Annotated in this window: 8 protein-coding genes and 1 pseudogene; 7 read left to right on the forward strand and 2 right to left on the reverse strand. The window is 55.5% G+C overall.

Features of this window, described 5'->3' with window-relative positions; all coding sequences use genetic code 11:
- Positions 1-133 precede the first annotated feature (133 nt).
- Together narH and ETR37_RS00010 are read right to left on the reverse strand one after the other, a co-directional pair.
- Positions 134-1,603: a nitrate reductase subunit beta gene (gene narH, locus ETR37_RS00005; protein WP_060788102.1), complete on the reverse strand. Its 1,470-nt coding sequence runs from the start codon at positions 1,601-1,603 to the stop codon at positions 134-136.
- Positions 1,596-5,279 (reverse strand): annotated as a pseudogene (locus ETR37_RS00010) (nitrate reductase subunit alpha); the annotation flags it as partial. The pseudogene ETR37_RS00010 and the gene narH, both read right to left, overlap by 8 nt.
- 171 nt (positions 5,280-5,450) lie before the next feature.
- Between ETR37_RS00010 and ETR37_RS00015 the strand changes: the two are divergent.
- The 7 genes from ETR37_RS00015 to ETR37_RS00045 all read left to right on the forward strand — a co-directional run bounded on the left by ETR37_RS00015 (position 5,451) and on the right by ETR37_RS00045 (position 14,514).
- Positions 5,451-5,954, forward strand: a complete 504-nt coding sequence (locus ETR37_RS00015) for a metal-dependent hydrolase (RefSeq protein ID WP_015374917.1) — start codon at positions 5,451-5,453, stop codon at positions 5,952-5,954.
- A gap of 96 nt (positions 5,955-6,050) precedes the next feature.
- Positions 6,051-6,803 (forward strand): alpha/beta hydrolase, encoded by a 753-nt coding sequence (locus ETR37_RS00020; RefSeq protein ID WP_015374916.1) that lies wholly within the window; start codon positions 6,051-6,053, stop codon positions 6,801-6,803.
- A gap of 143 nt (positions 6,804-6,946) precedes the next feature.
- Positions 6,947-11,104: a bacteriocin-processing peptidase family protein gene (locus ETR37_RS00025; RefSeq protein ID WP_129446757.1), complete on the forward strand. Its 4,158-nt coding sequence runs from the start codon at positions 6,947-6,949 to the stop codon at positions 11,102-11,104.
- A gap of 81 nt (positions 11,105-11,185) precedes the next feature.
- Positions 11,186-11,455 carry a hypothetical protein gene (locus ETR37_RS00030; protein WP_015374914.1) on the forward strand — a complete coding sequence of 90 codons (270 nt, stop codon included), beginning with the start codon at positions 11,186-11,188 and terminating at the stop codon, positions 11,453-11,455.
- A 42-nt stretch (positions 11,456-11,497) separates the two neighbouring features.
- Positions 11,498-12,247, forward strand: a complete 750-nt coding sequence (yidC, locus tag ETR37_RS00035) for a membrane protein insertase YidC (protein ID WP_129446758.1) — start codon at positions 11,498-11,500, stop codon at positions 12,245-12,247.
- 165 nt (positions 12,248-12,412) lie between these two features.
- Positions 12,413-12,964 carry a cysteine hydrolase family protein gene (locus ETR37_RS00040; protein WP_015374912.1) on the forward strand — a complete coding sequence of 184 codons (552 nt, stop codon included), beginning with the start codon at positions 12,413-12,415 and terminating at the stop codon, positions 12,962-12,964.
- Between the two features lie 80 nt (positions 12,965-13,044).
- A complete protein-coding gene (locus tag ETR37_RS00045; RefSeq protein WP_015374911.1) occupies positions 13,045-14,514 on the forward strand; it encodes a nicotinate phosphoribosyltransferase in 1,470 nt (489 codons plus the stop codon).
- Positions 14,515-14,617: the final 103 nt, after the last annotated feature.

The raw sequence follows: 14,617 nt of genomic DNA on the forward strand, positions 1-14,617 counted from the left end.
TATATGTTTTTCCATGAAAAAAATCCTTTCTAACGTGGAGTGTTCGTTAGAAAGGATACCATGTTTTTGTCGATGCACAAATACCAAAATTCTTAACTTGATGGGTATGGGGCGGGAGCCCCGCCTTCTCCCTTTACAGCGTGCCGCAGGCGCCCGGGCCGCCGGCGAACGCCAGCCCGCAGCTGCCTTGTTCCGCGTACAAGTCAGCGACTTCTTCGCGGTGCGATGCTGGAATGACGAACCGGTCTTCGTATTTGGCGATCGCGAGCAGGCGGTACATCTCTTCGATGTCTTCGCGGCTTAGGCCGAGCGATTCGACGAGGCGGATGTCCGGCTGTTTGTTCGTTTGTTTCGCCCGCATGTATGAGCGCATGGCCGCCATTTTTTTCAACGTCGTACGGATGTGCGCCGTATCGCCCGCCGTCAGCAAATTCGCCAAATACTCGATCGGAATGCGCATGTTGTCAATCGCGGGGAAAATGTCATTGGCGCTGGCGCTGCTTCCTTTTCCTTCGATTGTATTGATGATTGGGCTAAGCGGCGGAATGTACCATACCATCGGCAGTGTCCGGTATTCCGGATGGAGCGGCAAGGCGATTTTCCAGTCGACGATCATTTTGTAAATCGGCGAGCGCTGCGCGGCGGTGATCCATTCGTCCGGAATGCCGGCTTCTTTCGCGGCGGCGGCGACGGCTGGATCGTTTGGATCAAGGAAAATATCAAGCTGGGCGTGGTACAGCTGTTTCTCATCTTCGACGCTCGCTGCTTCTTTGACTTTATCCGCATCATACAGTATGACGCCGATGTAGCGAATGCGGCCGACGCACGTTTCCGAACAAATCGTCGGCATGCCGGCTTCGATGCGCGGGAAGCAGAGCGTGCATTTTTCCGCTTTGTTCGTTTGCCAGTTGAAATACACTTTTTTGTACGGGCAGCTTGTGACGCAATACCGCCAAGCGCGGCAGGCGTTTTGGTCGACGAGAACGATGCCGTCCTCGTCGCGTTTGTACATGGCGCCTGACGGGCAGCTTGAGACGCATGACGGATTGAGGCAATGCTCGCAAATGCGCGGCAAGTACATCATAAAGACGTTCTCGAATTCTGCCTGAATGGACTGCTCCATTTTGACGACGTTCGGGTCGCGCAACCCTGTGACGTGGGCGCCGGCCAGGTCGTCTTCCCAGTTCGGCCCCCATGACAGCTCCATCCATTCGCCGGTGATGCTGGATTTCGGCCGCGCCACTGGCTGGTATTGTTTTGACGGGCTGTTCGTCAACGTTTCATAGTCGTAATTCCACGGTTCGTAGTAATCGTCGATCGTAGGCTGGTACGGATTGTAGAACAAGTTGACGAGCCTCATCGCTTTCGAGCCGGATTTGAGCCGCAGTTCGCCGTTTTTCAACTCCCAGCCGCCTCTATACTTCTCTTGGTTTTCCCATTGTTTCGGATAGCCGATTCCGGGTTTCGTTTCAACGTTGTTAAAGTACATGTATTCAGCGCCGGGGCGGTTCGTCCATGTGTTTTTGCACGTGACGCTGCACGTATGGCAGCCGATGCATTTGTCCAAATTCATCACCATGCCGACTTGCGCTTTCATCTTCAAGCCAATCAACCTCCTCGAGTTTGCGGATGACGACGTACAGGTCGCGTTGGTTGCCCGTCGGTCCGTAATAGTTGAATCCGTAGCTTAACTGTGCATATCCGCCGATCATATGCGTCGGCTTTACGTGGATGCGCGTCGGGCTGTTGTGTGTGCCGCCGCGGTTGTTTGTCAGCTTCGTGCCCGGCACGTTAATATGGCGGTCTTGCGCGTGGTGCATAAACGCCATGCCGCGCGGCAGCCGGTGGGAGACGACGGCGCGGGCGACGACGACGCCGTTTTCGTTGAAACATTCGATCCAGTCGTTGTCGTTGATGCCGGCTTCGGCCGCATCATCTTTGTTCATCCACACGGTCGGCCCGCCGCGGAAAAGCGTCAACATCGGCAAGGAGTCGAAATACATGCTGTGGATCGACCATTTGTTATGCGGCGTCAAATAGTTCAAGATGACTTCCTTTCCGTTTTCTTTCGGGCGTTTGTTTGAAAACGGACGGTGCGGCAACACCGGCTTGAACGTCGCCATCGTTTCGCCGAACTCGTGCATCAGTTCATGATCGATGTAAAACGACTGCCGGCCGGTCAACGTCCGCCACGGGATGAGCCGTTCGACGTTCGTCGTAAACGGCGAGTAGCGCCGCCCGCCTTTTTCCGAGCCGCTGAACGCCGGCGAGGTGATGACCGTTTTCGGCTGGGCGGTGATTTGTTCAAACGTAAAGCATTCTTCCTCGCGTTCTTTCGCTAAATCGGCCAATTTCAAATCCGTCTTTTTCTCAAGCGCCTCCCACGCTTTGACCGCCATTTTTCCGTTTGTAGTCGATGACAGCGTCAAAATCGCTTCCGCCGCTTTTTTCGCTTCGCTGATATCCGGGCAGCCATCGGCGACCGAGGCGCGCCGGACAGTGCCAAGCCGGCGTTTCAGCTGTTCGTACTCGTCTTTCGCCGACCAGGCAATCCCTTTTGTGCCGATCGGCTGGCGGGCGACGTTCGGACCCAGGGCGGTCATTTGATCGTAAATGAGCGTATAGTCGCGCTCGATGACATGAATGTTCGGCATCGTTTTGCCCGGAATCGGTTCGGTTTCGCCTTTGCTCCAGTCTTTCACTTCACCGAACGGCTGCGCCAGCTCTTGCGCCGTATCGTGCAACAGCGGAGTGGCGACGACTTCTTTCATTGGCTTCAAGCCGGCTTGTTTCGCGACATCGGATACCGCTTTCGCGAGCGATTTGAAAATGTCCCAGTCCGAGCGCGCTTCCCAGAGCGGGGGCACCGCCGGGTTGAATGGGTGGACGAACGGGTGCATATCGGTGCTGCTTAAGTCATGTTTTTCATACCAGGTCGCCGCCGGCAGGACGACATCGGAGTAAAGAGCCGTTCCCGCCATGCGGAAGTCTAGGTTGACGAGCAAGTCGAGCTTGCCTTCCGGCGCTTCGTCGCGCCAGCGGATTTCTTCCGGGCGCAGGCTGTCTCGGTCATCGTTTAACAAGCCGTTCGTCGTGCCAAGCAAATGTTTTAAGAAATATTCGTGCCCTTTGCCGGAGCTTGAAATTAAGTTGGCGCGCCAGACGATCAAGTTGCGCGGGAAGTTGGCCTCATCGTCCGGGTCTTCAATGGCAAACTGCAGCTTTTTCTCTTTCAGCTGTTTCGCGACATAGGCGCCGATTTCTTCCGGTGTGCGGGCGCCGGCGTGAACGGCTTCGTTGTACAGCTCGATGCCGTTTTTGTTAAATGTCGGGTACGACGGCAGCCAGCCGAGCCGCGCGGCCAAGACGTTGTAATCGCCAGGATGCAAGTAGCGCGCTTTTTTGGCCAGCGGCGAGACGAGTTCGTCGACCGGCCGCTCTTCATAGCGCCATTGATCGGTCGCAAAGTAAAAGAACGACGTGCCGTTTTGCAATTTCGCCGGTCCGACCCAGTCGCGCGCCATGGCGATTGTCTGCCATCCTTCCGCTGGGCGCAGTTTTTCTTGCCCGACGTAATGCGCCCAGCCGCCGCCATTCACCCCTTGGGCGCCGACGAACAAGACAAGGTTCAAGACGGCGCGGTAAATCGTATCGGAGTTGAACCAATGGTTGATCCCGGCGCCGACGATGATCATGGACCGGCCGTTTGTGTCGATCGCGTTGTCGGCAAACTCGCGGGCGATTTTGACGACGAGATCCCGCTTGACACCGGTGATCGCTTCTTGCCATGCTGGCGTGAACGGCACCTCGTCGTCGTACGAGCGGGCGACTGTGCCGCCGATGCCGCGGTCAATGCCGTAGTTGGCCAAAACCAAGTCATAGACGGTCGTGACATACACGTCGCCCGCTTCGGTGTGCACTTTTTTCACCGGCACAGCACGCTCGATTGTTTTTCCACCGTCATCCGTGAAATATGGCAACTGAATCGGGAAGATTCCATCTTCGCTGCCTAAAAACGACAGGCGCGGTTCAATGGGCTGCCCCGTTTCCTCGTCGACGAGGCGCAAGTTCCATTTCCCCTTATCCTCCCAGCGGGCGCCGATCGTTCCATTCGGCACGACAAACGAGTCGGTGTTTTCATCATAGATGACCGGCTTCCATTCGGCATTGTTCGTTTGTTTGCCAAGGTCTTTCGCCAACAAGAAGCGGCCGGCCGTCCATGTGTCTCCCTCTTGTTTTAAAGTGACGACAAATGGAAAATCGGTATACGTTTTCGCATATTGTTCAAAATACGGGACGGTCCGTTTGACATAATATTCGTTTAAAATAACATGTCCCATCGCCATCGCCAAGGCGCCGTCCATTCCTTGTTTCACCGACAGCCAATCGTCGGCGAATTTTGTCGACTCGGCGTAATCCGGGCTGACGGAGACGACTTTCGTGCCGCGGTAGCGCACTTCGGCTAAAAAGTGAGCGTCCGGAGTCCGGGTGAGCGGGACGTTCGAGCCCCAGGTGATGATGTAGCCGGCGTTGTACCAGTCGCTTGACTCCGGCACGTCCGTTTGGTCGCCCCAAATTTGCGGCGAGGCTGGCGGCAAGTCGGCGTACCAGTCGTAAAAGCTTAACATCGGCCCGCCCATCAGCTGCATGAAGCGCGATCCGGCGGCATGGCTGACCATCGACATCGCCGGAATCGGCGAGAAGCCGATGTTGCGGTCCGGTCCGTATTTCACAACCGTATACAATAAGGAAGCGGCGACAAGCGTCAACGCTTCGTCCCAGCTGACGCGGACAAACCCGCCTTTTCCGCGCGCCTGTTTGTAGCGTTTTGCTTTTTCGCGGTCTTCGACGATGCTTTTCCACGCTTCAAGCGGATTGTTCGGATGAGCCGCGAGCGCCTCGCGCCACATGTCAAGCAAAACGCCGCGCACGTACGGGTATTTGACGCGCAACGGGCTGTACATGTACCATGAGAAGCTCGCGCCGCGCGGACAGCCGCGCGGTTCAAAATCCGGCATATCCGGCCCGGTTGACGGGTAGTCAAGCTGCTGCCCTTCCCACGTGACGATGCCGTTTTTGACATAAATGTTCCAGCTGCACGATCCTGTGCAGTTGACGCCGTGAGTCGAGCGGACGACTTTGTCGTGCTGCCAGCGGCGGCGGTAGGCGTCTTCCCAGGCGCGGTCGCCGTAAGTTGTTTCACTGTGGCCGTCGGCTTGGCGCTCAATCGGCCGAATATATTTGAAACGGTTGGCAAGCGGGGATCGTTTTCGTTTCATTTTGTTCAACTCCTTTACGCGTTCTGTACTTTTAACAATAACCATGATGCCAATAACACGATGTTAACTTTGTCACACTTCGCGGCATTGTCACAAATTCGTCAAAGAAACGAACAAATATTCTTTTCTGTGGTATAATGGGGAAAACGATAAAAGTTTGAGGGGATTTCGTTGCGATACTCCAGCCATGTCATTGCCACATTATGCCTCGGCGCGGCGGCGGCCGCGCATACAAAGCTGCCGTTTACCGCCGCCTATACGGCGGGGCTTGTCATCGGCAGCCTTCTTCCTGATATTGACGAGCCGTCGTCATACGTCGGCCGCCGTTCGTTCGGCGTCGCCGGCAAAGTGAAAGAAGCGTTCGGCCATCGCGGCATGACGCATTCGCTCATCGTCTGGGGGGTGCTTGCCGCCCTCGTCTGGCGAGATTCGGCGTCGCCGTTTGCCGCAGGGCTTGTGCTCGGCTACTTGTTTCACATTGTGGAAGATTTTTTTTCCGTCCAGGGAGTGCCGCTGTTTTGGCCATTTTCGTCCAAGCGGTGGAAAGTGCCGCTCTATCGGACGGGAAAAGGGGTGGAAAAAGCATTAGTTGGCGTTGCTTGGATCGGGTTCGTTTATTTTGGATTCAACGGCTTGTTTCACGAATGGTGGCGGTCATGGTTGTCGATGTGGTAACGGCGCCCGATAAAAAAAGATAAAAAAAAGGAAAAAAGAGGCGCGGCGGCGAATATGGTGAAAGAAACGAATTGACTAGATAAGGGGGAGAGGAAGATGAGCGAACAATACCCGGTGCTCCCTGGCGCCGAGCCGTTTTATGCCGAAAACGGGCCGGCCGGGGTGCTGCTCGTGCACGGGTTCACCGGCACGCCCCACAGCATGCGCCCGCTCGCTGAGGCGTATGCGAAAGCCGGCTACACGGTCTGCCTGCCGCGCTTAAAAGGGCACGGAACGCATTATGAAGACATGGAGCGGACGACGTTCCACGACTGGATCGCCTCGGTCGAAGAAGGATATGAATGGCTGAAAAAACGATGCCAAACCATTTTTGTCACCGGTCTGTCCATGGGTGGGACGCTGACGCTTTATATGGCGGAACGTTACCCGTCCATCCGCGGCATCGTCTTGATCAATGCGGCGATTGACATTCCGGCCATTCGCGCTGGGATGGCGGCCGGGGGTGAGCTGCCGAGGTATCTGGATTCGATCGGTTCGGATTTGAAAAATCCGGATGTGAAAGAGCTGGCGTACGAGAAAACGCCGACGGCTTCGCTTCTTCAGCTGGCTAGGCTGATGGAGCAAGTGAAAGGCGAACTGGAACGTGTGACATGCCCGATTTTAATTTTCGTCTCGAACGAAGACCATGTCGTGCCGCCTGAGAACGCGGACATCATTTTTCGCGGCGTCCACTCGTCAGACAAAGAGATCGTTCGGCTGAAAAACAGCTATCATGTTGCGACACTTGATTACGACCAAACGACGATTATCGAACGATCGCTGGAATTTTTCGCTAAGCATGCGGATTGAGTGCGTCTGTTCTGAGCCTTGTCCTGTCAAAACAGGGCAGGGCAATTTTTGTTGTCGTTATTTTTCTAAAAAAATAGGTGGCTGTTTTCGACGGCTTGTTCTAAACTAATGATAGTGAAAATGATAAAGGAGCTTTCAGTTGCATGATGATGGAACAAATTTCGTTGCTTATTCAAGAAAAGAGAATAATAGAGGCTCTAAACAAAGTAAAACCGTATTTGGAAAACGTAGGATTATTCGAGTGGCGGCCGCTCATGGCTTCGTGGGACGAGATCGAACCGTTTCGGACGCTCATCCGCCTGTTCGATTACGCGCTCATGTACCGGCATAGCGGGCTTGTCGCCCGGTACGCCCATCGGAAGTTCAACACGCTGCAGACGCTCGCTTGGGTGTGCGATGAGTGGCTCGAGAACCGCCGGCCGCTCGATGTGGAAGAGGCGCTCACCCCGCGTCTTACAGAAGCGCTCGAAGGCCGGGTGGAGGAGCCGAGGGAAGCGATCGCCCGGGCGGCGTTTGCGTTGGTGCGCGCTTTATTGGATATGCAGCGGATCGATGAGGCGCGGGAATGGATGGATGTGGTTGCCCGCTATGAGACGGTGCCGATGCATGACAAATGGGGCTATTTTTATATCGAAACCGGCGACCGGAAAAACGCGGAACAGGCGATTCGCGCCGGTCTCGACGACTCGGAGCGCGGCGATATGTGCTATTTGCTTCTTGCCGATTTGTACGCGCTTGACGGCCGCCACCACGAGGCGCTTGCCGTTCTGGAGGAAGGAGGGCAACGTTTTCCGCAAGTGCTGGCGTTTTACGCTGAGCGCGTGCGCCGCTTGCGCGATGTGCGTGCCTACCGCGAGGCGCTCGCGGCGATGGATGAACTTGACCGCCTGAATCCGCTTCATATGCATCGCCGTTATTTCGCCCATTTGCGCGCCGAACTGTATTACCAGCTTGACGAATGGGAGAAGCTTGAATCGCTTGTGAAAGCGGAGCCGCAGCTTGAAAAAACGCCGTACGCCCGCGCGCTTGGGCGGCAAGGGGAGCGGGCGGTTGCGCTGCCGCTTGTGCCGGTCGTGCAAAAGCATAACTATTGCGTGCCGGCGAGCCTGGAAATGATGCTTCGTTTGCTTGGCGCTCCGCGGACGCAAGATGAGGTGGCTCGGCATATTTTTGATGTGCGCGGCTCAAAGTTGTCGACGACGGTTCATTATTTGGAAGAGCTTGGCTTTGTTTGCCGCTTTTTCGTCGGCTCGCCGCTTCGTTGGAAGCGGCTGATTGATGAGGGCGTTCCGGTGCTGTTAAGCGTCGATTATGAACAGTCATCGCACGTGCAGGTGTTGTTTGGCTATGACGAGCGGCTTGGGGCGTTGTACGTGCAAGACCCGAATCTGTTTGATCCGTTTGTCGTTTCCGAGGACGAGCTTGCCAAATGGTATGCAGGGACGCATTATTTGTCGATTGTGGCGCTTCCCCGGGAAAAAGCGGCGCTCGCCGCCGAGCTCCCCGAAGAGGAAGACCGCTATTTCCGCGAATTGCATGCGTTGGCCGAAAAGATGGATGAGGACGAGCAGGCGCATTTCGCCGTGTTTGTCGCCTTTTTGCGCAAGCATGAGCACATCCCGTACACATGGCTGTATGTCATGAAGCATTTCGGCAGCGACGAGGCGAAGCCGCTTGTATTGGAGTATACGGAACGAGTCTTGAACGAGTATCCGGAACATAACGACTTGCTGCTGATGGCGGCGAAAGCGTACGTCTACACACAAGAAATGGAGAAGGCCGAAGACGTTCTCAAACGGGTGAAAGGAAAGGCGCAAAGCCCGCTCTACCATTATTTGCGCGGCCGCATTGCCTTTTTTGCCAGCCGCTACGAAGAGGCGGCCCGCTATTTTCGCACCTCGCTCCAGTTGGACCCAGATCAGCCGGAAGTGTGGAGCTATTTCGGGCTCGCCTCGGCGTACGCCGGTCATATCGAAAAAGGGCTCATCTCTTCGCGCGTGGCAGTCAGCCTGTATCCGGGCGATTTGTTTATCGAAACGAATCACGGTGTGCTGTTGTTCCATGCGAAGCGGTTCGCCGAAGCGCGCGACTGGTTTGACCGTCTTGTGCGCCGCGAGCGGCGGGATGCCCAGCTTTGGTATGAGCGGGCCCGCTGCGACATGGAGCTTGGCCGAAGGCGCAAGGCGGAACGCGGCTTTTGCGTCGCGAAAGCGCTCGACCCGCAGGAACCGCACCCGTATTTGATGTTGGCTGACTTGTATGATGACGACGGCGATCGAGAAAAAGCGAAAATGGTGCTGGAAGAGGGATTGGCGGCCGCCTGGCGGTTGGCGCCGCTTTACGTCCGCCTTGGCGATCTCTATATGGAGGAAGGAGAGGCGGAACAAGCGGTTTCGTGCTACAAAGAGGCGGTCCGTCATGACCGCGATGACGTGTTCGCCCATCTCGGCTTGGCGGCCGCCCTTGCAGAACGCGGGGATATGGATGAAGCGCGTCGATATGTGATCGAGCAGCGCGCCCGTTTTGCCAACAACAGCGAATATTGGCTCAATGCAGGCAAATGGCTCATCGCCCACGGTTTCGCTGATGAGGGGGAAGGACGCGAGACGGCGCTGTCGTGGTTGGAAGAAGGGTTGCGTCTGGCTGAGTTTGAGGCGGAAGAAGCGTACGAGTTTTACCTTGATCAGCTGGCAACGCCGTCTTTAGAGGAACGCGGCCGGGCGTTTTTAGAGCAGCTTGTCTCAGCTCGCCCGACACTCGTTTCGGCCCATTCCGCTCTCGGCGCCCTTTATGAACGGCAAGGACGGCCGTCGAAGGCTATGGATTTGTACCGCGAAGCTGCCGCCATGGGCCATGCGCTTTCCCGCTTTCGGCTCGCGGAGCTGTGCGCCTCACTTGGACGCCACGAAGAGGCGAAACAACAGTATGAGACGTGTCTCAAAGCCGATCCATCGTTTGTCCTTTGCCATTTTCGCTTAGCTGCGCTCTATGAGGCAGAAGGAAACGAAGAGCGGCAGCATACGCATTTGCTTCAGGCGGTGCGCTTGGCCCCGAAGCGTGTCGATATGGAGCAGCTTGCCGCGATTGCGGAGCCTTCCGCGCTTCTCCGCGCGCTGGCTGATGCCCGTCCGCATGCAGGGGAGGCGTGGTATTACGACAGTCTTGGATATGTTTATGGAGCGCTCGGACGCCGCGATCAAGAAAAGGCGGCGGTCGAGAAGGCGCTTGCTCTTGACCCGGACCATCCTGAAGTGCTCCGCCATTGGGCGATGGTGCTGATCGCGGAAGGAAGCCAAAAAGAGGCGGCGAAACTGCTCGAACAGTTGATGGTGCGCCATCCGGACGATGAATCGTTGTACCCGTTGTATGTGGCTCTCTTTCCGAAAACGATGCGCGGCTTAGGGAAGCTGCGCCATCGACTCGAGCGGCTGAAGGCAAGCCGCGAGGCGAAAAGCGTGATGTATCGGAACACCGCCTCGGCTCTTTTCCCGTATTTTGGCGAGGAGCAGGGGGAGCATGACGAACCGGTGCGATGGTGGACAAAAGCGAAAGAATGGGTCGGCACCGTTGTCTTGTTTTCGATTGTGACCGATTTCTACGACGAAGCGATTCGCCTCAACCGCAGCGATGCGGAAGCCTACAGGCGGCTCGCCCGCTTATATGCCGCGCTCGAATTGGACAGCGATGCCGTGAAAACGTGGCGCAAAGCGCTCGCCCGCGTTTGGGATCCGTCTTTGGCGCAAGAATTTGTGGAATATTTATTGGCCGCCGATGAGGAAAGAAAACGCGAGGAAGCGAAGCGCTGGCTGGAGCGGCTGCTGGCTGATGACCCGGATGATGTCGACCTGCGCGTGCTGCAGGCGGTCGTTTGGCTTCAAGAAGGACAGCGCGAGAAAGCCAAGCGGCAGCTCGAGGAGATTGTGGCGGAAGAACCGCTCGCCCGTGAGGCGCTCATGTTGCTTGGCGAGCATTATATGGAAACGGGCCGCTATCAAGAAGCGGCGGCGCTTTGGGAGCGCTATGCCGATTGGTATCCTGAGGATGAAGAGTTCCATATGCAGCTTGCGGCTGTTTATGAAGAAGCGGGGCGCATCGATCAAGCGCTCGCGGCCATCGAGCGGTGCGTCCATATGGCCAACGATGCCCGGCTTCGCTACGAACGAGCCCGCTATCTCGCGTTGCTTGGACGCTTCGATGAGGCGAAAGAAGAGCTTCGGGCGGCGCTGGCGGCCGATGAAAGCGGGGAGCTGGCCGTCTTGGCAGCCGACGAGCCGGCATTTCACCGCTTGGAGCGGATGTGATCAATTGTTGCTTTTCTTTCGGTTGAAAGTTTGCTATTGTATGGAAAGAGAACAATCGACAGGCGAAAGGGAGGTGGACGCATGGAAGCGCCTATTGATTTGCTTGTGTATATGTCGCTTGTCGGCGCGCTATGGATCATCATGAAAGGACATACGAGCGCGCGCCGGATGGCAGGTTCGCTGTTTTATGAACCGGCGTTGGCCGCGGTTCGCGAGCATGAAGCAGAGGGAGGCGCCGAACGGGCGGCGCTTCCATGGCGCCCGCTGTTTTTGCCGCAACGGCGGAAAATTCCCGTTCGGGAACGGACAAGCCGAACGGATGAGGATGGAAGGCCCTTTCCTTTATGTTGAAACGGCATGATTTTGCAACATGATATTGAAGGAGGGCTTTTCATGAAAAAATGGGTATTGGTGCTGCTTGGCGCCGTTTTGCTTCTTGCCGGCTGCAACCGCAACGAACCGATCGACGAACATAGCCAAGGCATTTGGAACCATTATTTTGTCTATCCAATGTCGAAGCTTCTTTTGACGCTTGGGCACTGGTTTGGCGACAATTACGGCATCGCCATTATCGTGCTGACGCTCATCGTCCGCTTTTGCTTGCTGCCGCTCATTTTGAAGCAGTTCCGCGCATCGATCGCCATGCAAAAACTGCGCCCGGAGCTTATGAAGCTGCAAGAAAAATATAAAAGCAAAGACCCGGAAACGCAGCGCAAGCTCCAGCAAGAAATGATGCAGCTGTATCAAAAGCACGGCGTCAACCCGGCGAGCGGCTGCCTGCCGGTGCTCATTCAAATGCCGATTTTTATGGCGCTTTATTACGCGATTTCGCGGACGCAAGAAATTAAAACGCATTCGTTCTTATGGGTCGAGCTCGGCCATCGCGATCCGTATTTCATTTTGCCCGTTTTAGCGGCGTTGACGACGTTCATCTCGCTCCGCCTGTCGCCGTCGATGGCTGAAGAACAAATGCCGCAAATGGCGATGATGTCGTACATCATGACGGTCATGATTTTTATCGGCGCCAGCTCCGTTCCATCGGCGCTGTCGCTCTATTGGGTCGTCGGCGGCTGCTTCTCGATCATCCAGTCGCTCATTTTGCGCAGTCAGCTGAAAGCGGCGAAAACGGCGGAAAACAGCTGAAACCACATCGACAATCCCCTGTCCGCTTCGAGCAGGCAGGGGATTTGTTGTCTTGTCTGCTGTCCATATTGCTATGGTATAATGGTAGAAAAGCCCAACAAGATGTAGGCGGGATGAAAAAACAGCAACCCGACCATGCAGGAAGAGGAAAAGGAGTGAACGGGAATGAACAAGGCGCTCATTAACATCGACTACACCGTCGATTTCATCGCCGATCATGGCGCGCTTACATGCGGGAAACCGGGGCAGGCGATTGAAAAAGAGCTCGTGCGGGTGACGAAACAGTTTATTGACAACGGTGATTTTGTCGTCTTTGCCATTGACAAGCATGTGGCGGGAGACGACTATCATCCGGAAACGAAGCTGTTTCCGCCGCATAACATTGAAGGGACGGAGGGGCGAAAGCTGTACGGGGAGCTCGAGGCGGTGTATCAGGGGAACAAGCATAAAAACAATGTGTATTGGATGGACAAAACGCGCTACAGCGCGTTCGCCGGGACCGATTTGGAGCTGAAATTGCGGGAAAGAGGCATCACGGAAGTGCATTTGGTCGGCTGCTGCACCGATATTTGCGTTCTTCATACGGCGGTCGATGCGTACAACAAAGGATTTCGCATCGTCGTCCACCGGCGGGCGGTGGCGAGCTTCGACGCGGCGGGACACGAATGGGCGCTCCGCCATTTTCGCCATACGCTAGGCGCGGAAATAGTGGAATAATGGAGAAAACGTGATAGAATAGACGATGAACATTGTTTTATTCGGCGGCGCCGTCATTCGTGTGTTGGAGGTAGCAATTCATGAAGACATATGCTGATGACAGTTTGATGCTTCATACGGACTTATATCAAATCAATATGGTCGAGACGTATTGGGAAGATCGTATGCATGAGCGCCGCGCTGTGTTTGAAGTGTTTTTCCGCAAGCTGCCGTTTGGCAACGGCTATGCGGTGTTCGCTGGGTTGGAGCGCGTCATTCAGTTTTTGCAGCAGTTCCGATTTTCTGACAGCGACATCGACTATTTGCGCCAAGAGCTTGGTTACCGCGACGATTTTTTAGACTATTTGCGGACGCTTCGCTTCACCGGCACGGTCCGTTCGATGCGCGAAGGGGAAGTGGTGTTTGCCAACGAGCCGATTATGCGCATTGAGGCGCCGCTTGCGGAGGCGCAGCTCATTGAAACCGCCATTTTAAACATCATCAATTTTCAGACGCTCATCGCCACGAAAGCGTCGCGCATTAAGCATATTCTCGGGGATGAGCCGGCCTTGGAGTTCGGCAGCCGGCGGGCGCAGGAGATGGATGCGGCGCTTTGGGGCGCGCGCGCAGCGTATATCGGCGGGATTGAGGCGACATCAAACGTGCGTGCCGGGAAGCTGTTTGGCATTCCGGTCGCCGGAACGCACGCCCATTCAATGATTCAAGCGTATCAGGATGAATACACGGCCTTTTTGAAGTATGCACGCCGCCATAAAGACTGTGTCTTTCTTGTCGATACGTACGATACGTTAAAGTCCGGGGTGCCAAACGCCATTCGCGTCGCGAAGGAGCTGGGCGACCAAATCAACTTTATCGGCATCCGCATCGACAGCGGCGATTTGGCCTATTTGTCGAAAGAAGCGCGGAAAATGCTCGATGAAGCCGGATTTCCGAACGCGAAAATTTTCGCCTCAAACGATTTGGACGAAGATACGATTTTAAACTTGAAGTCGCAAGGGGCGAAAATCGATGTGTGGGGGATCGGCACCAAACTCATTACGGCGTACGATCAGCCGGCGCTCGGCGCCGTGTACAAAATGGTGGCGATCGAAAACGAACGCGGTGAGATGGTCGATACGATCAAAATCAGCGGCAATCCGGAAAAAGTGACGACGCCGGGGCTGAAGCGGGTGTACCGCATCGTCAACAAAATCAACCATAAAGCGGAAGGCGACTACATCGCCTTAGAGAGCGAAAACCCGCAGCAAGAAGAGCGGCTGAAAATGTTCCATCCGGTGTACACGTTCATCAGCAAATTCGTCACCAATTTCGAAGCGCGTGATTTGCATGTGACGATCTTCGACAACGGCCGGCTGGTGTATACGTCGCCCCCGCTTCCGGACATTCAAGCGTACGCAAAAGAAAGCTTGCGCTTGTTTTGGGAGGAGTACAAACGGACGCTCAATCCCGAGCAATATCCCGTCGATTTGAGTCAAGCGTGTTGGGACAATAAGATGGAAAACATCCGCAAGGTGAAAGAAAAAATTGCCGGCGCATCTTTAAGTGAATAACCGTCTTGGCTGCGGGGCAAGCGCATGGTGTCGCTTTGTGCGCGATCGACCGCCTTAACCGGTCCCGCGCGTTGCAGCGCAAAGCGATATTCTTTTTTCCGCC

The organism is Geobacillus sp. PK12 (genome assembly GCF_004123125.1).
Lineage (GTDB): Bacteria > Bacillota > Bacilli > Bacillales > Anoxybacillaceae > Geobacillus > Geobacillus zalihae.

Coding starts and splice junctions, on each gene's coding strand:
- ETR37_RS00040 (WP_015374912.1), top strand. CDS start 12,413: ATGAACAAGGCGCTCATTAACATCGACTACACCGTCGATTTCATCGCC.
- ETR37_RS00045 (WP_015374911.1), top strand. CDS start 13,045: ATGAAGACATATGCTGATGACAGTTTGATGCTTCATACGGACTTATAT.
- ETR37_RS00030 (WP_015374914.1), top strand. CDS start 11,186: ATGGAAGCGCCTATTGATTTGCTTGTGTATATGTCGCTTGTCGGCGCG.
- ETR37_RS00025 (WP_129446757.1), top strand. CDS start 6,947: ATGATGATGGAACAAATTTCGTTGCTTATTCAAGAAAAGAGAATAATA.
- ETR37_RS00020 (WP_015374916.1), top strand. CDS start 6,051: ATGAGCGAACAATACCCGGTGCTCCCTGGCGCCGAGCCGTTTTATGCC.
- yidC (WP_129446758.1), top strand. CDS start 11,498: ATGAAAAAATGGGTATTGGTGCTGCTTGGCGCCGTTTTGCTTCTTGCC.